This window comes from Streptomyces sp. A0958 (genome assembly GCF_004795035.1).
In the GTDB taxonomy this organism is placed as follows: Bacteria; Actinomycetota; Actinomycetes; order Streptomycetales; family Streptomycetaceae; genus Streptomyces.
Genome location: NZ_SSBK01000002.1, coordinates 1 through 17,107, shown reverse-complemented (window position 1 = coordinate 17,107; position 17,107 = coordinate 1). Strand labels below are relative to the sequence as shown.

The following is a 17,107-nucleotide window of genomic DNA, read 5'->3' as shown; positions in this document are numbered from 1 at the left end:
GTCTTGGCTCGTCACATCTACAGCTGCCCGCTGCGCTGGTCGGACATGGACGCCTTCGGCCACGTCAACAACGTGGTCTTCCTCCGCTACCTGGAGGAGGCGCGCATCGACTTCATGTTCCGGCTGGCGCCGGGGGACGGCTCGCCGTCCTTCGCGGGCGGCTCCGTCGTGGCGCGGCACGAGATCGACTACGTGCGGCCCCTGGTCCACCGGCACCGGCCGGTGACCGTCGAGTCCTGGGTCACGAAGATTGGCGCCGCGTCGCTGACGATCGCCTACGAGATCAAGGACCCGGACCAGGTCTACGTGCGTGCCTCGACCGTCGTCGTGCCGTACGACCTGGCCGAGGAGCGCCCCCGGCGGATCTCCGCGGAGGAGAAGCTGTTCCTCCAGGAGTACCTGGCCGAGGAGCCCGCCGCGGTATGACCGTGTCCGTACAGTCGCTGCGTTTCGCCGACGCGAGGGAGGCCGCGGATCTCGCGGCCTTCCTCGGGCGGCTGCTCCACTACGACCGGGCCGCGGCCGTGCGCCTCCAGGCGGGCCGCGGCGCGCTCGCCGTGTTCGGCAGGCCGCCGTCGTTCGACGTGCTGGCGATCCGGGCGGTGCGGCTGGCGGACGCGCACGACTTCGACGTCACGGTGTCGGCCGGTGAACTCCTGGAGACCCTGTCCGCCGAGGGGCCGGACGCCGACACCGGCACCCTGCCCCCGCCGGTGACCGGGCCGCCCTGGGCCGGCGTCCTCCCGCCACGCGGCGGCTGGCGCGAACGGCCGGGGCTGCCCGACCCCGCCTCCCTGCGCGCCGCGCTGACCGCGGCCGTCACGGAGTTCAGGGCCCGCGACGAGGCCCTGCCCGAGGACCGGCGCACCCGGGCCGAGCGGGACCGCATCGGCCACGACATCTGGACGCGCACCGTCGACACCACGGAACTCCCGCTGCGCGCCGTGCACGCCGCGCAGGCCCTCGGCTTCCTGCGCGCCGCGCCCGACTTCCCGGTGGCCCTGCTGGCGGCCGGCGGCTGGCTCCGGCTGCGCACCCCGTACGGTTCCGTCGCGCTGCGCCGGGCGGGCGCGGGCGGTGGGCTGGGGAACCTCGCGGTCTCCGTACGCGGCTGAACGACCCGCCCCGGTCACCAGCGCATGTGCACGTCCTCCGCCCAGCCCAGCAGACGGTCCACGGCGATCTCCGTGCCGTCGTCGGTGCGGATGCGGCCGTCGTAGTGGCCGAAGCACTGGTCGGTGCGGTTGGCGATCAGACCGGCCTCCGTACGGGCCCTGCGGTTGTGGAACGGGGTGAACGTCAGGTCCACCTGGCCGGTCAGCGGGGTGCGGATCGTCCACGGGGCGAGCGGGTCGGCCGGTGACCAGCGCCAGGCCAGCTCCTCGCCGATCTTGCTGAGCCGGCCGTCCACGCAGAGCCCGTTCTCCGTGGAGCCGGTGCCCAGGGTCCAGCGCCCGCCGAACTGGAGGCCCACGGTGTGCCCGTCGGTGCGACCGGAGGCGGCGCCCCAGTTCCAGTCGACCGTACGCGGCCAGCGGCCCCGGCCGTGGTCCAGGACGGCCCAGGTGTCGTCCCCGTCGAACTCCAGGAACTCGCTGCCGATCCTGACCCGGCCGGACGCGGGCAGCGCGGTGTGCTTCGAGGTGTACTGGAAGCGCCGGCTGTTCCAGGGCACGACCACGGAGAGCGATTCGTGGTCCGCCGGCCGGGCGACCAGGAGGTCCACCTCCAGCGGCAGCCGCTCCTGGGTCAGGCAGCGCGCCCGCAGCCGGGTGCCGCCGGGCTCGTCGCGGATCTCGACGCGCACCTTGCCGCCCGTGGGACGCGCGGGGCCGGTCACGACGTCCGGGGAGCCGGGGGCGCCGGCCACCGTGTCGGGGAGCTGGACGCCGCGGCCCGCCGGGATGATCGCGGTGCGCTCCAACTCCAGGCCGCCCGGCGCGTATTCGAGCAGGTAGACGGTGTTCAGGGCGAGGAAGTCCAGGTCGCTGACGGTCAGCGCCACCAGGTGGGTGGGCGTCGTCACGCACCAGTACTCCCAGCGCTTCGTCCGGCCCCAGCCGCGCAGATTGGCGCGGTGCAGCGGCACCCGTGACCAGCCGACCGCCGCCGGATCGAGACTGCCGTCGGGCAGACACAGGTCGACCGGCTCGGTGATCTCGCGCTCGAACGTCGTCATGGCCGGATACTAACGGCCGGTCCCCGGCCGCCACCGCCCACGGTCACCCCGGCGACGGTCACTCCGGCGAGGGGCCGCCCTCCGCCTCCGGGCCCTCCGGCTTCGGGCCGTCCGCCTTCGGGCCGTCCGCCTTCGGGCCGTCCGGCTTGGGGCCGTCCGGCTTCGGGCCGTCCGGCTTCGGGCCGTCCGCCTCCGGGCCCTCCGGCTTGGGGCCGTCCGGCTTGGGGCCGTCCGGCTTGGGGCCGTCCGGCTTCGGGCCGTCCGGCCATACGCCGATGTGGTCCTGCTCCAGTTCCAGCATCACGCGGTGCTCCATGCCCAGCGCCTCGGTGTAGTCGGCGGGCAGTTGCAGCCGGCCCGCGCGGTCCAGCATCGCGTACTCGCGGGCCACCTGGGACTCCTGGCCGGTCGCCGCGTCGACCTCGGTGCGGCGCAGCACCTCGAAGGACGTGCGGCCGTCCCGGATGGCGACCGTACGGCTCACCTCGTCGGCTACCGCCTGGTCGTGGGTGACGATCACGATCGTCGTGCCCAGCTCCTCGTTGGCGCGGCGGAACGCGGCGAAGACCTGCTCGCCGGTGGCCGAGTCGAGTTCGCCGGTCGGCTCGTCGGCGAGCAGTACGGAGGGGGAGTTGGCGAGCGAGACGGCGATGGCCACCCGCTGCTGCTGACCGCCGGACATCTGCTGCGGGCGGCGGTCGCGGCAGTCCTCGACCTCCAGCATCCGCAGCAACGCCTCGGCGCGCGCGGCCCGTTCGCGGCTGCGGCCACGGCCGCGCAGCTGCATGGGCAGCGTGATGTTCTGGATCGCCGTCAGATACGGCAGGAGGTTGCGGGCGGTCTGCTGCCAGACGAAGCCGACGACGTCCCGGCGGTAGCGGAGCCGTTCCTTCTGCCCCATGGACAGCAGGTCGCAGCCCGCCACCTTCGCCGCCCCGGCCGTGGGCTCGTCCAGGCCCGCCAGGATGTTCATCAGCGTCGACTTGCCGCTGCCGGACGCGCCGACCAGCGCCAGCAGCTCGCCCTCGTTCACCAGCAGATCGAGCCCCTGGAGGGCCTGCACCTCCACCCCGTCCGTGGTGAAGATCCGCACCAGACGGTCGCAGGCGATCAGCGCGTCGTGCCCGTAGGAGGGCCGGTCGCGCCGGGCGGTGGCCCGCTGTTCGAGCTCCGCCAGCGTGGAATCGGTCGACGGCGTCGTCATCGGGAGTCTCCTGCCCTGAGTTCGGTGATCGATCCGCGGCGGCCGGTCCACCAGGCCTGCACACCGGCCACCGCGGCGGCCAGGACGATCACGCCCAGCGCCGGCAGGACCAGGGACCACGGATCGGTCCGCAGCGGTGCGGTGTCCAGCAGGCCGGAGCCGGGACCGGTCGAGAGCGCGAGGTGCACCAGGTCGATGCCCGGCGCGAGCAGCGCGATGGTGGCACGGCCGACGAGCAGCCCGCCCACGGCGGCGAGCAGGGCCTGCGGCATGGCCTCGAAACCGAGGAGGCGCCCGCCCTGCCGGGAGGTGAGGCCCATGGTGCGCAGCCGGGCCAGCAGCGTGGTGCGTTCCGGGGCGGTCCGGAGCAGCGAGAGGAGCACGGCGAGCAGGGCGTACCCGGCGCCGGCCGCGATGGCCGCCTGGTAGATCCGTTCGGCGCCGTTCTGCATCGGGGTGTCGACGTAGGAGGCGCGCGCCTCGGAGCGCAGCTGTACGGAGAAGCCCTTGCCCGCGTCGGCGGCGGCCTTGTGCAGCGCGTCGGCGTCCAGACGGTCGCCGGTGAGCAGCAGCGCGGTGGTCTGGCGGTGGGTGAGGGCGGAGGCGTCGACGACCATGAAGGAGGTGTCGGTGACGGCGGGCGTGTGCGTCACCGTGCCCGCCACCCGCACCTTGAAGTCCCCGGCAGACGTCTGCAGATCGCGCGCCCCGTCCCCGAGCCGCGCGGCGACGGACGGCGAGGCGAGCACGGGCAGGACCCGGTCCTCGGAGGCGGGCTGCCCCTTCGCCGGCCGGGCGCCGGTGGCCTTCAGCCGGTCGGCCGGGAAGGAGCCGAGGCCGACGGTACGGGCCAGCCGGGCGTACGCGTCCGGGTCGACGCCGATCAGGGTGGCGCCCTTCGCGTCCTCGGAGCCGCCGGCCGCCGGCGGCAGCGAGACCCCGTACTCGATCTGGGCCCGCACCACCTCGCGTACACCGTCCGCCTTCCCGGCCGCGCGGATCAGGGCGGCGGGCAGTGGTACGGAGTCGCCCTGGCCGCTGATCCGGGCGTCGGCCCCGGTGGCGAGCACGGCCGCGTCGTCCCGGGCGTCCGCGACCCCCGCGAGCACCGAGCCGCCGAACGCCGCCGTCGTCAGGGCGACCAGCAGCGCGAGCAGCGGCAGGGTGCCTGACGCCGACGAGCGGCCGGCCCGCGCCAGCGACAGGAAGCCGACCGCGCCGCGCAGCCGGGCCACGGAGCGCAGCGCGAGGCGCAGCGGCAGCGGGTAGAGCCGGACCAGGACCACGGCCGCGATCAGGGCGACCAGCACCGGCGCGGCGCTGACCAGGAGGTCGGTGCCGCCCGCGCTGTCCGTGCCGCGCCGGCGCAGCGCCGCGACGGCGCCGGCGGCCAGCACCAGCAGGGTGAGCTCGGCGACGGTACGTTGACGGGACGGGCGGGCGGTCGCCAGGTCGTCGCGGGGGCCGTGCAGTTGGTGCTTGCGGTGCAGCAGGGCCGTGTGCAGCGGGAGCGCGGCGCAGACCAGGACGACGACCGCGCCGGCGCCCACCGCGGCCGGCCACAGCCGGGCCTCGCCCACGGTGAGGACCGCGAGCAGCAGCCCCAGCGCACCGGCGGGCACGGCCGTCACCGCGGTCTCGGCGAGCAGCCGGCCCCCGATGCCGGCCAGGGACCCGCCGCGGGCCCGCAGCAGTCCCAGTTCGGCGTGCCGGCGGCCGGCGATCAGGCCGCCCGTCATCAGCAGGACGACGGCGGCGACGGCCCCGATGCCGACGGCGGCGACCGTCACGACCGGCTCGATCGCGGCGCGCATGCCGTCGTACGCGGCCAGGATCTCGTCCAGGTCGGTGGTGACGGTGACCGTGTCCCCGACCAGCTGACGCATCGTGAGCAGTCCGGGGCCGCCCTCCAGCGAGGCGACCGCCGTGCGCAGCCGGGGCACGTCGCGCGCGTTCAGGCGGGAGCTGTCGGGCGCGAGCCGCCAGTAGAGCTCGGGCTGCCCCGTCGTGGCGAGCAGGGCCGGGGCGGCGTCCGGCGGCAGCAGCAGCGCGGCCGTCCAGTAGTAGCGCGGGGTCTCCTTGCTGGGGGTGGGGACCAGCGAAGGGGTGCGCAGCAGTTGCTCGGCCGACCAGTAGGAGGCCTCCGGCTGCTTCGGGGCGACGATGCCGGTGACGCGTACCGTGATCTTCCCGCCGCCCCGGGTCGGGACGGCGACGGTCGCACCGGCCTCGATCCGCAGCGCCTTCGCGGTCGCCTCGGTGACGGCCGCCTCGACCTCGCGGGTCCGCATCGTCACCTCGCCGCGCACCTTCGGCCACGCCCCGGTGCGCAGGGTGGCGTGGTCGGGGAGGGCGGACTGGGTGACGTAGGTCAGGGCCGGGTCGAGGCCGTACGGGCGGGGGAACCACGGCTCCTTCGCCGTGATCGGGTTCGAGGTGCGGACCCCGTACGCGGACTGGCCGGTGTCGGCCCGGACCGGGTCGGGCAGCGCGTCCAGAATCCGGTGCTGCGCGGCGGTCATCGTGGCCCCGCGCACCGCCTCCTCGCGGGCCGTGACGGGCAGTTCGAGGCCGGGCTGGGGTCCGCTCACCTCCAGGACGCCGCGCCTCGGTTCGGCGACGCCGAGGTCATGACGCAGCCCCTGGCCCTCGTAGCGGTCGACGGACCGGGGGAAGGCGGCGGCGAGGAACGCCGTCACCAGTACCAGCAGGAAGAACGCGCAGGCGGCGCCGGGCGCGGTCCGCAGCCGGGTGCGTACCCAGGGGGCACTGGCGGCTGCCGCGCGCGGGGTTTTCGAACGCGGGCTCATGTCAGTGGTCCCCCTGGTGGCGCAGCGATATCGCGGGGTCGGCGCGGCGCAGGGCGAGGGCCGCGACGATGAGCAGCGGCAGCGCGGCCACCCCGGCCAGCAGCAGGGCGACCTGACCGGCCGGCAGCCGCACCAGCACCGAGGGCACCGGCTGGGCGGCCTGCCCGGTCAGCACGATCAGCGGCACCACCGCCCGGGTGAGCAACGCCCCAAGCGCGCCCCCGACCAGCAGCGCGATGGCGATCAGGACGCCCTGCTCGGCCGCGGTCATCCGGGCCAGCTGGCGGCGCGGGGTGCCCAGCGCCCGCAGTACGGCGAACTCGGCGGAACGTTCCCGCTGCGAGCCGACCGCCGCCACCGCGAAGCCGACCGCGGCCAGGGCCGCGGCGACGACCGCCACCGCGAGCAGCGCGGACTGCGGGCCCGCCCCCAGCGGATCGCTGACCAGCTCGTCGGCGACCTCGTCGCGGACCAGCACCTGGGCGGGGTCGGTGTCGGGCAGGGCGCGCAGCGCGGCGGCGACGTCGGCGGTGCGGCCCGGTGCGGTGCTCAGCCACCACTCGGTGGCGGTGAGCCGGGCCCCGGGGCGTTCCGCGAGGACCTGGCCCAGGGACCTGAGGTCGAGCAGCAGCGCCCCGCCGTCCCTGGCCCGGCGGTACTCCGTGGTCGTCTCGGCGGAGCCGCCAGGGCCGGTCGTCGGCAGCCGGTGCACGGTCCGGACGATCTTCACCCGGACCCGTTCGCCGGCCAGCGTGACGTCGACGGCCTGCCCGGTCCTCGCCCCGGTGGCCTTGAGGTAGGCGTCCGTGGCGACCGCCTGGAGCATGGCCGGGGCCTCGGGCCGCGCGGCGGTGATCCGCACGTTGAGGGCCGGGACCGCGTACACCGCGTCCTCGGCGCTGACCGAGCCGGTGGGGTAGTCGAGGCCCAGCGGGGTGGTGGCGGACGCGGTCGGGGAGACGGCCGCGCCGGGCTGCACGTCGCCCAACGAGTCGGCGCTCACGGCCGCCTGCCAGCGGAAGCCGGCGGGTACCGGGACCGGTTGCTCGGTGCCCTCCTCGGTGACCGTGCGCAGGTGGGTCACCGCGAGCCGGTGGGACTCGCCGTGGCCGACGGGCTGCTTGTCGTCCAGCTCGAACCCGGTGACGGCCAGCCCGCCGGCGGCGGCCACCTTGATCTCGAAGGGGCGCGCCTTCCCGTCGGCGGGCACGGCACCGGCGGCCACCTGGTACGGGAGGCCGTAGCGGTCCTCCAACAGCACGGTGAGCTGCGGCGCCATGCCGGAGGGCGAGGTCGTGCGGGTCGCGGCCGGGACGGAGATCCCCAGGTCGAACCGGAGCCGGGTGCTCTTCCCGGGGAGAGGCAGCCCGGGGCGCGCGGCCTTCTCCGGGGCGAGCGAGTCGAACAGCCGGGCGGTGGAGCCGCCGCCGAGGTCGTCGCGCATCAGCATCCGCTCGTCGGCGTGCGCGGTGTCCAGGGCGAGGATGTCGGCGGTGCGCTCGTCGGAGAGGTCCACGGTCGTACGGAAGGCGGGTGCCACCTCCCGTACGCCCGGCAGATCCGCGTACGCGCCGGACTTGGCCGGGTCCGCGTTGACACCGCCGATCACGCGGACCGGGGCGCCGGACCTGAAGTCGGCCTGGTCGTTCTGCGAACGGTTCCACGACGCGCTCTGCCCGACCGCCAGCATCCCCATCGCCACCGAGAGGACCAGCAGCAGCACGGGCCCGGCACCCCGCAGCGGGCGGCGGCTGAACTGCCAGCCCGCCAGGGCGGTCGCGAGCCCTCGCCCGCCCGCCGCCCGGCGTTCCGCGAGGCGCGCCGCGGGCGGCAGCAGCCGCAGGGTCAGTACGGTGCCGGCGAGCAGGGCGAGCGCGGGCGCGGCCACCAGCAGCGGATCGATCCCGAGCCCGCCCGAGCGGTCGCCGCTGAGCGCGCCGCCCCCCGAGCCCCTGGTCTGCCGGTCCAGTTGCCAGTACGCCACCGCCGCGACCAGCAGCAGCGCCAGGTCCGCGCCCGCCCGCACCGGTGCGGGCAGCGCGGCGGAACGGGTGGAGCGCCGGCCCCCGGAACTGGCGGCCAGGGCGGGCGCCACGACGGCGAGCGCGCAGGCCAGCGCGGTGACGGCGGCGATCAGCCACACCTGGCCGGTGACACCGGTGTCCAGGCGCAGCCCGATCCGGGACAGTTCGCTGCGGTCCGCGAGGAGCCGGGTCAGCGGCCCGGCGAGCAGCGGCGCGACGACGGCCGCGGGCAGGGCGAGCAGCAGCGCCTCGACGGCCGCGAGCGAGGTGATCCGGGCGCGCGATCCGCCGCGCGCCCGCAGCAGTTCGGTCTCGCCGGCGCGTTCGCTGCTGAGCAGCCGGGCCACCAGCAGCAGGGCGTACCCGGCGAGCAGGACCAGTTGCACGGCCACGATCGTCAGCGTCGAGCGGGAGACCAGCAGCGCGCGGTCGATCTGGTCGAGCACGGTGGGCAGCGACGTCTGCGCGCTCGCCCCGTCCTTGAACTCGGGCGCGGCCAGCAGCGCCTTCGGGCCGGTGGTCGCCGCGTCGTGCAGGGCCTTCATCCGGTCCGTGGTGACGGTCCGGAAGTCGGCGGACGCCAGCCAGGACACCTCGCCCGAGCTGATCCGCCCCGAGCCGAGCACGGCCGGGTCGGTGAGCAGCGGGCCGTACGTCGTGAAGACGACCTTGCGGATGCCGCGCCCGCCGAGCGCGTCCAGCTGCCAGTACGGGTCGGCCTGGTCGGCGGCCTTGTAGAGCCCGGTGACCACGATCCGCACCGGTTCGCCGCCCAGCCGGTCGGTGACCTTCAGCCGGGCGCCCGGCTTCAGCGACAGGGCCTCGGCGGCGGTCGCGGGAAGGGCGACCTCGACGGGGCCGCCGCTCTTCCCCGCCCCGGCGACGGGCATGCGGCCGGCAGTGAGGCGGACGCGGCTGCGGTCCAGCGAGGCGAAGTGGGTGAGGTCGGGGTCGCCGCGCCGGGCGGCCGGGGCCTGGAGGCTGCGCGGCAGCGCGTACGGGCCGGAGGTCTCCAGGTTCCGTACGGTCACCGGCAGCCCGTCGAACGTGTCCCGGGCGGCCTTGCGCGCCGCCGAGTCGGCGGACTCCCGCTCGGCGGGCTCCAGCTGGGCGGACACCAGGAGCGCGGCGGGGACGGCCGAGCGGTGGGTGAGGGTGTGGCGCAGCGCGGCGTCGCCGATGGAACCGGAGAACGCGGTGAGCGCGGCCAGCACCGAGGTGGTCAGGAGCACGGCCAGCACGGCCGCGGCGAGAAGGAGCCGGTGCGCCCTCACCCGCAGAAAGACGAACCCCGTCACCTGGCCCCCTAGTCACCACTCACGCAACGCCCGCCCCCGGCGTTGCCTGGATGCTGTCAGACGGCCGCTGCTCGTGGAAACCGCTTACGGGTACAACTTGATGGGATTGTGACCGGTATCCGGTCGCGGAGTACCGGATACCGCACGTCTTCGCTCGCCCTGTGACCGCTTCTCAGTCATCGGTGTTCACCATCGAGGCGGCCGCATAGGTGAGATAGTCCCACAGCTGGCGCTCGTGCTCGGGCGCCAGGCCCAGTTCGTCGAGGGCCACGCGCATGTGGCTCAGCCAGGCGTCGTGCGCGGCGCGGTCCACCCGGAACGGCGCGTGCCGCATCCGCAGCCGGGGGTGCCCGCGCCGGTCGCTGTAGGTGCGCGGACCGCCCCAGTACTGCATGAGGAAGAGCGCGAACCGCTCCTCGGCCGGCCCGAGATCCTCCTCCGGATACATCGGCCGCAGCAGCGGGTCGTCGGCAACGCCCTGGTAGAAGCGGTGGACCAGGCGCCTGAAGGTCTCCTCGCCGCCGACCTGCTCGTAGAAGGTCAGCTCCTGCAGCGTGTCGCGCGGATTCTCAGTCACCCGTCCATGGTCGCAGACGCACCGGCCGCCCGGAGGGGCCCCGGGCGATTCCGCCGGGGCGACGGCGTGAGCGCTTTACAGTTCGTGACGCGAACCATTATGTTCGTTTGGCGAACTACATTATGTGCGCACTTATGCGTGCTCATTCAGGGATGGGAATCGGCATGGACAACGGAACGGCCCGTCGCACCGTCGTGGTCATCGGCGGCGGATATGGCGGCGCGGCGGTCGCCAAGGCGCTCGACGAGGAAACCGATGTAGTGCTCATCGACCCCAAGGACGCATTCGTCCACGCGGCGGGATCACTGCGGGCACTGGTCCGCCCCGACTGGGCGGAGAACATCTTCTTCCCGTACGACACCCTGCTGAAGCGCGGCACCGTCCGCCGCGAACGGGCCGTCGCCGCGGACCCGGGCGGCGTCACCCTGGCCTCCGGCGAGCGGATCGCCGCCGACTACCTGGTGCTCGCCACCGGCTCCGACTACCCGTTCCCCGCCAAGACGGACACCGACCTCTCCGGCGAGGCGCTGGCCCGGATACGCGACGCCCACGCCGAACTCGCCGCCGCCGGACGGGTGCTGATCGCCGGCGCCGGACCGGTCGGGCTCGAACTGTCCGGCGAGATCAAGGCGGTCTGGCCCGAGAAGCACGTGGTCGTCACCGACCCGGCCGAGGAGCTGATGCCGGGCTTCCTGCCGGAGCTCCGCGAGGAACTGCTGCGCCAGCTGGACGGGCTCGGCGTGGAACTGCGGCTCGGTACCGCGCTCGCCGCCGAGCCGCCGGCCGAACCGGCGCGCCTGAAGCCGTTCACGGTGACCACCACCGGCGGCGACACGATCGAGGCCGACCTCTGGTTCCGCTGCTACGGCGTGCGCTCCAACGGCGACTACCTCGCCGACGGTCGGGTCACCGACCGCGACGCGCAGGGCCGTGTCCCGGTCACCGAAAGGCTCAACGTCGTGGGGCACGACCACATCTACGCCCTCGGCGACCTCACCGACCTGGCCGAGGCCAAGATGGCCGGGTACGCCATGAAGCACGCGGAGGTGGTGGCGGGCAACGTCCTCGCCCAGGTGCGCGGCGAGGCCCCGACGGGCGCCTACCGGCCGTCGCCGCCCTCGATGCTGCTGCCGCTCGGACCCGGCGGCGGCGTGGGGCAGCTGTCCACGCCGGACGGCCCGGCCGTGCTGCCGGCGGCGCAGGTCAGCGCGTACAAGGGCAAGGACCTGTTCACCGGCCGCTTCGCCGAACTCTTCGGAATCACCCGCGACCAGGACAGGGCCTAGCAGCCCGGGGCGTTCTCGCAGGACTCGCGGAAGACCACCGGCACCTTGTTCTCCAGCACCAGGCGGCCGAGGAGGGCGGCCAGCAGCTCGCGGTCGGGGGCGTCGACACCGTCCGTCAGCGCCTCCACCCGCCGGCGGGTCTCGGCGTAGAACACCTCGGCCAGCTCGCTCCCCGCCCCGGTCAGTGCGACCCGCACCGCGCGCCCGTCCTCCGGGTCGGCCTCCCGGCACACCAGGCCGCGCTGCACGCTCCGGTCCACCAGGCCGGTGAGGCTGGACTTCGCCAGACCCAGCACGGTGCCCAGCTCCCGCATGCCGTACGGCTTCAGCATCAGGACGCAGAGCAGCTGGCCCTGCTGGGCGGTGATTCCGTGCTCGCGGCCGGAATCGGCGTACACGGCATTCACCAGGAATGCGGAGCGCACCAATGCGGTGGCGATCCCCATCTGCCCGTTTTCATCCTTTCGCATTCGCCCAGAATACGGCAGGCGGAGGCGGACCGGGCCCGCCCGGAACGGACATTCGCGGTACGAACTAACCGCACAGCACAGCGGCCGGCGAGGGGCGAAAAGCCCCTCGCCGGCCGCTTGGCGCGCCTGCGGGTCTCAGTCCCGGCGGATCGTGATCGTCGTCCACGCCCCGACGTGCACCTGGTCGCCGTCCTGGAGCGGGACGGGGACGTAGGGCTGGATCGGCTCCTCGGCACCGTTGACCGTGGTGCCGTTGGTGGAGTTCTGGTCGACCACGGCCCAACTGCTGTCGGGCTGCTGGACGAGCACCGCGTGCTGGTGCGAGACGCCCGGGTCCTCCGGCGGCACCGACAGGTCGATGTCCGGGGACTCGCCCGTGCTGTGCCGGCGGCGGCCGATCGTGATCTGGCTGCCGGTGAGCGCGAGCTGCTGCTCCGGGGAGTACGCGGGCAGGTTGAGCCCGGTCGCCTCGGGGCCGCTGCGCTGCATCATCGCGAGGAAGTACTCACGGTCCGGGGCGATGAACGCCGTCCAGTTGTTGGACAGCGGGGCCTGGACCGGGGCCTGGACCGGGCCCTGGCCGGGACCGTGCTGCTGCCCCGGTCCCTGCTGCCCCGGCCCCTGCTGCCCCGGGAAGGGCGGCTGCTGCATCGGCGACTGCGGGCCCTGGGCGGCCTGCGACGGCGGGGAGAGCAGCCAGTCGTCACCGTCGGAGTGCGGCGGGGCCGGCGGGGGAGCCGTCTGCTGGAAGGCGTGCGGCGCACCCTGCTGCTGGTACGGCGGGGGCGCCCCCTGCGGGCCGCCCTGCGGTCCCTGCTGGTACGGGGGCGGAGGCGGCGGCCCCTGCCGGCCCTGGCCCTGGGGGCCGGGCTGTCCGGGGTGTCCGGGCTGCCCCTGCTGGTACGGCGGCGTGCCCTGCGGGCCCTGCCCGAACGGTCCGGGCTGGCCCGGCCCCGTGGACAGGGGCTCGGCCGAGCGGTTCATCTGCGAGGGCCGGGAGCCCTGGTAGTCGAACGGGTCGCGCTGCTGCTGCGGCGGCTGCTGGGCGGGGAAGCCCGGCGGCGGATGGTGGCCGGGGCCGGGGCCACCGGGGCCGGGGCCGCCGTGCTGCGGGGCCAGCGGGGTGTACGAGGTCGCGGTGTTCGTGAGGAAGTTCCAGCGGCACTCCTCGCAGTACGGCGCCATCGGTTCCCTCGGCGTGCGGCACTGCGGGCACAGCTCGGCCTGGGCCGTCGCGTCCGGGTCGTGGGGCTGCGGGTATCCGTAACCGCGCGCGGGCGGCGGAGGAGGCGGGGGGACCGCACCCGCAGGCGCGCCCGGCCCGGTCATGCGGTGGCCGCAGACCTCGCACCAGTCCTCGGAACCCGACTGGTGTCCGTTCGGGCAGGTCGGCATGTCGGCGCTTCCCCCTCTCCTTCTCCGGCCCGCAGGCCGTTATTCGTCATGCTCCGCCGCCCGGCGGACCTGAACCGGCGGGCGGCTGATCGATGCGGACATGTGGTTATTTCTTGACGCGAACCGTCTTCGTGGAGCGGGTTTCGAGGGTCATCTCGTCCGCTTCCGCGACCTTCGCCTTCAGTCGCACAGTACCCGTCGCCGCGTCGACGACGTCTACCACCTTCGAAAGCAGTTTCGCAGTGTCCTCGTTCCCGGACGCCGACGCCAACTGCACCGCACGGCCCAGTTTGGCCGTGGCGCCGTCGAAGTCTCCCGACTTGCGGGCATCAAGACCCTGCTGGATGACTTGCGCCAGTTCGGCCTGACCCGTGTAGTGCGCGACCTGCGGATTGATCGAGGTCGACGCCACCATGTCGTCCGTCCACACCGCCCGCACCAGGCCCTGCGACAGGGTCTGCGGCGCCCCGCCCGCCGGGTCGGGGAGGACCAGCGAGACCCGGGCCGCGAGCATCTCCTGACCGATTCCGGCCTCCGGCACCCGGACGCACACGTGGTAGTCGCGGGACTCGTCGCCCCAGGAACCCGTGGGGTAGTCCCCGGCTCTGGGGCCCGCCTCGGTGCGGCGGTCGGTCAGGTCGGCGACCGTCGGCGCGACCTGCTTCACGAACTTGATCTCCACGCCGACCGGGGTCCACAGCCGCAGCGCGACGTCCGCGACCTCCTTGCCCATGGCGTTCTCCATCATGTGCGTGAAGTCCGCCGCGAGCCCCGCCGGGTCGGCGACGATGTCGGCCGTGCCGAGCAGCGCCGAGGCGATGGCTGTGACTTCTTTCACTTCCCAGTCGGTGCCGACCCCGCGGGCGTCACAGGTGAACCGCCCCGCGCAGGCGTCCAGCGCCGCGCGCAGGTCCTGCGGCGACTCGTGCTCGTTGCGCCCGTCCGTCAGCACGATGCCGTGCCGGATGTCCACGTCGGCGGCGCCGAGCAGCCGGTCCGCCAGCCGCAGCCAGGTCCCGATCGCCGTACCGCCGCCCGCGCTCAGCCGGCGCAGCGCCTCCTTGGCCTGGGCCCGGGTTTGCGCATCGGCGACGGCGAGCCGGCCGTTGCCCGGGTAGACCTCCTTGGCCACATGCGTACCGGCGACCACGGCGAACGAGGTGCCGTCGCGCAGGGTGTCCACGGCCGCCGCCGTCGCGTCGCGGGCGTTGCGCATCTTCGTAGGCGGGTAGTCCATCGAACCGGAGCAGTCCACCATGATCACCACGGCGGCGCCGGTGGCCCGCCCCGGCGCGTGCGCCCCCGCCAGCGGCACACCCCCGGTGGTGCCGCCCCCGGTCGAGGTGACCGTGATGATGCCGTTGACCTCACGGCCGCCCTCGGGCAGGAATTCGTTCTGGTACACCTCGACGGAGAACTGCGGCACGTTCGACTTGGAGAAGTTGGCCATCTGATCGGCTCCTTGAGGCTCCATGTGTCAGATGAAGACAGATGTACGGACAAAGGCGTCGAAGGTGGGAAGGGGTAAACCGCCTGTTTCAGGCGGAGCCTGCCTTTTGCGGTGATACGGCGAACGGCAGCAGGGCCACTGTCACGTTGTCGTGGCCCCCGCCGTCCAGGGCGTGCCCCACCAGCACCTGGGCGGCGTGCAGCGGCCGTTGGTACGCGTCCTCGGGCATCGCGGCGGCCATGTCGGACGCGGACTCCGCGTAGTTCCACAGCCCGTCCGTGCAGACCACCACGAGGCCCGGCCGGTCCGGTTTGAACGAGGCCGTGTGCGGCTCCAGTTCGTAGGCGTCGGCGCCGAGCCACCCCGTGATGGCGTGGGCGCGCTCGTCCGCGTACGCCTCCGCCTCGTTCATCAGGCCCGTCGCGACCATCTGCGCGGCCCAGGAGTCGTCCTCGGTCAGCCGGGCGGGCGCGGCGGAGCGGTCCTCGGGCACCCAGTACACGCGGCTGTCGCCGACCCAGCCGACGACCAGCAGGCCACTCGCCATCACCGCGCCGACCAACGTGCACGCCGGGGCGTTCTGGTGGCGGTGCGGCTCGTGCTCCCGGCCCGGGTCCTGGGCCAGCCGGTTGACCGACTCCGAGGCCGCCACGATCGCCTCGTGCATCGCCTGCTGCGGATGCGTGCCGCGCGGCAGCGTGTCGAGCAGGGACTCGTTGGCCGCGCTCGCCGCCGCCGCCGAGGCCTCGTCGGGCCGGCTGGCCGACGACACCCCGTCGCACACGATCGCCACGACGGCCGCCGAGCCGTCCGGCAGGGCGGTCGTCGACACCGCGAACGAGTCCTCGTTGCGGTGGTGGCGCAGGCCCCGGTCGCTGACCGCGGCGACCGAACCGAGCTCCTGCTCCATGTGGTCGCGCTCGCGCGGCTGCGCGTGGCCGCAGTTCTCGCAGTAGCCGTCGCCGTCGACCCGCCCGGCCCGGCAGGCCACACACACCTTGCCCCCGGCCGCCGGGGCCGGTGCCGCGACCGGCGCAGGCTTCGGGGACATACGCGGATCGGGCGCGGCCCCCGGGGCGGCCAGCTCGAAGTCCCCGGAGCCGGCGGGCCCCTCGGAACGGGCCCCGGACGGGGCGGCCGCACCCGGCGCACCGGCGCCCGGCGTGACGATGGCGACCGTCGGGCGGTCCTGCGGCGGCTCGGGCACGGCCGACAGGTCGTACCCGCACGCACCGCAGAACAGGTCGCCCTGCTCCAACGGCTCCTCGCAGCCGGGACACCTCGGCAAGGCCGTCTCCTGGTGGTTCTGCGACATGTTCACACCCACGTTCGGGGGCGGAAGCGGTTGGCCCGCTCCACCAGTTCGATCCTCTCGGCGCCGGGCTCCGCGAGCCGGGCGAGCATCCGGTACGCGCGCTCCAGACCGAAACGCAGTCCGCGCTCGTCCAGCTCGCTGCCGAGCAGCGTCCCCGGGCCGTGCGGTCCGGCGTTGACGGCCGGCTGCGGGCCCGAAGGGCTACCGGAGAGTACCCAGTCGAGCGCGGTGCCCAGCACCTCGGTCGACAACTGCTCCCGCCGCACCGCGTCGAGCCCCAGCCCCGCGAGCCCCGACACCTGCGCCGACGCGGCCATCAGGTCCGTCAGCAGCGGCTCGTCCGGGCCCCGTTCACGCAGCCGGGCCCGGACCGCGGCCACCCGGGCCGCGGTGAAGTGGATCGACGCCTCGGGCACCGACTCCAGCGTCCGGACCGCCGCGGTGCGGTCCCCGGCCGCGATCTGCACCCGGGCCAGGCCGAACGCCGCGCTCACGAAGCTGGGATCGGTCATCCACACCAGCCGGTAGTACTCGGCGGCGTTGTCCAGCTGACCCAGCACCTCCGCGCAGATGCCGAGGGCCAGCTTGGGCGCCGGCTCCCCGGGAAACGCGTCGTACACCGCGTCGAACGACAGCGCCGCGTTCTCCCTGTCGCCGGTCACCAGGGAGGTGAGGCCCCGGTACCAGACCACCCGCCAGTCGTCCGGGTGCTGTCCTGCCAGCGCCGTCAGGGTCTTGACGGCCGCGCCGAGGTCGCCCATCTCCAGGTACGCCCGCAGTTCGCGCAGCCGGGTCTCCAGCGAGGCGGCCGGAACCGCCTGCAACGCGGCGATCAGTTCGGCGGGCGCCGACGCCATCACCCCGGCCAGGAACCCCGCGTTGGGGTCGCTCGCGTCGACCCGGGGCACCGGCAGCGCGAGCGAGGTCCCGCGCACGTCGAGCCCGGCCGGCCGGGGCACCCGCGCGCCGGGCGGCACCTGTGGGGCGCCGGGCGCGGGCACCGGACTGCGGGGCGCGACGTGCGCGGGACCTCGCTCGCGCTGCCGGTGCCCCGGGTCGACGCGAGCGACCCCAACGCGGGGTTCCTGGCCGGGGTGAT

13 protein-coding genes are annotated in these 17,107 nt (G+C 74.5%); 3 read left to right on the top strand and 10 right to left on the bottom strand.

What is annotated here, in order from left to right; translation table 11 throughout:
• Positions 1-3: 3 nt before the first annotated feature.
• Positions 4-426, top strand: a complete 423-nt coding sequence (locus E6P78_RS02260; RefSeq protein ID WP_168712448.1) for a thioesterase family protein — start codon at positions 4-6, stop codon at positions 424-426.
• The gene (locus E6P78_RS02255) at positions 423-1,115 is read left to right on the top strand and encodes a hypothetical protein (protein WP_136201794.1); all 693 of its coding nucleotides are present in this window, start codon (positions 423-425) and stop codon (positions 1,113-1,115) included. The genes E6P78_RS02260 and E6P78_RS02255 overlap by 4 nt, the downstream gene beginning before the upstream one ends.
• 14 nt (positions 1,116-1,129) lie before the next feature.
• On the opposite strand, the gene E6P78_RS02250 is transcribed toward E6P78_RS02255, so the two are convergent.
• The 5 genes from E6P78_RS02250 to E6P78_RS02230 form a co-directional block, all read right to left on the bottom strand.
• Complete coding sequence (locus E6P78_RS02250) at positions 1,130-2,179, bottom strand: DUF2804 domain-containing protein (RefSeq protein WP_136201793.1); 1,050 nt, start codon at positions 2,177-2,179, stop codon at positions 1,130-1,132.
• A 58-nt stretch (positions 2,180-2,237) separates the two neighbouring features.
• Positions 2,238-3,383: an ATP-binding cassette domain-containing protein gene (locus tag E6P78_RS02245; protein ID WP_346765547.1), complete on the bottom strand. Its 1,146-nt coding sequence runs from the start codon at positions 3,381-3,383 to the stop codon at positions 2,238-2,240.
• Complete coding sequence (locus E6P78_RS02240; protein WP_136201792.1) at positions 3,380-6,193, bottom strand: FtsX-like permease family protein; 2,814 nt, start codon at positions 6,191-6,193, stop codon at positions 3,380-3,382. The genes E6P78_RS02245 and E6P78_RS02240 overlap by 4 nt, the downstream gene beginning before the upstream one ends.
• Position 6,194: 1 nt before the next feature.
• Positions 6,195-9,515 carry an ABC transporter permease gene (locus E6P78_RS02235; RefSeq protein ID WP_136201791.1) on the bottom strand — a complete coding sequence of 1,107 codons (3,321 nt, stop codon included), beginning with the start codon at positions 9,513-9,515 and terminating at the stop codon, positions 6,195-6,197.
• A 172-nt stretch (positions 9,516-9,687) separates the two neighbouring features.
• On the bottom strand, positions 9,688-10,092 hold the full coding sequence (locus E6P78_RS02230) for a globin (protein WP_136201790.1): 405 nt from the start codon (positions 10,090-10,092) through the stop codon (positions 9,688-9,690).
• A gap of 164 nt (positions 10,093-10,256) precedes the next feature.
• Between E6P78_RS02230 and E6P78_RS02225 the strand changes: the two genes are divergently transcribed.
• Positions 10,257-11,378 (top strand): FAD-dependent oxidoreductase, encoded by a 1,122-nt coding sequence (locus E6P78_RS02225; protein WP_136201789.1) that lies wholly within the window; start codon positions 10,257-10,259, stop codon positions 11,376-11,378.
• Here E6P78_RS02225 and E6P78_RS02220 read toward each other — a convergent pair.
• The 5 genes from E6P78_RS02220 to E6P78_RS02200 all read right to left on the bottom strand — a co-directional run.
• A complete protein-coding gene (locus E6P78_RS02220) occupies positions 11,375-11,824 on the bottom strand; it encodes a MarR family transcriptional regulator (RefSeq protein ID WP_136202029.1) in 450 nt (149 codons plus the stop codon). The two genes, E6P78_RS02225 and E6P78_RS02220, sit on opposite strands and share 4 nt — an antisense overlap.
• A gap of 159 nt (positions 11,825-11,983) precedes the next feature.
• Positions 11,984-13,243 (bottom strand): FHA domain-containing protein, encoded by a 1,260-nt coding sequence (locus tag E6P78_RS02215; RefSeq protein ID WP_136201788.1) that lies wholly within the window; start codon positions 13,241-13,243, stop codon positions 11,984-11,986.
• A gap of 106 nt (positions 13,244-13,349) precedes the next feature.
• A complete protein-coding gene (locus tag E6P78_RS02210; RefSeq protein ID WP_136201787.1) occupies positions 13,350-14,693 on the bottom strand; it encodes a VWA domain-containing protein in 1,344 nt (447 codons plus the stop codon).
• Between the two features lie 88 nt (positions 14,694-14,781).
• Positions 14,782-16,008: a PP2C family serine/threonine-protein phosphatase gene (locus E6P78_RS02205; protein WP_206307700.1), complete on the bottom strand. Its 1,227-nt coding sequence runs from the start codon at positions 16,006-16,008 to the stop codon at positions 14,782-14,784.
• 2 nt (positions 16,009-16,010) lie between these two features.
• On the bottom strand, positions 16,011-17,107 hold a 1,097-nt coding region (locus E6P78_RS02200), incomplete at its 5' end, for a tetratricopeptide repeat protein (RefSeq protein WP_240799008.1).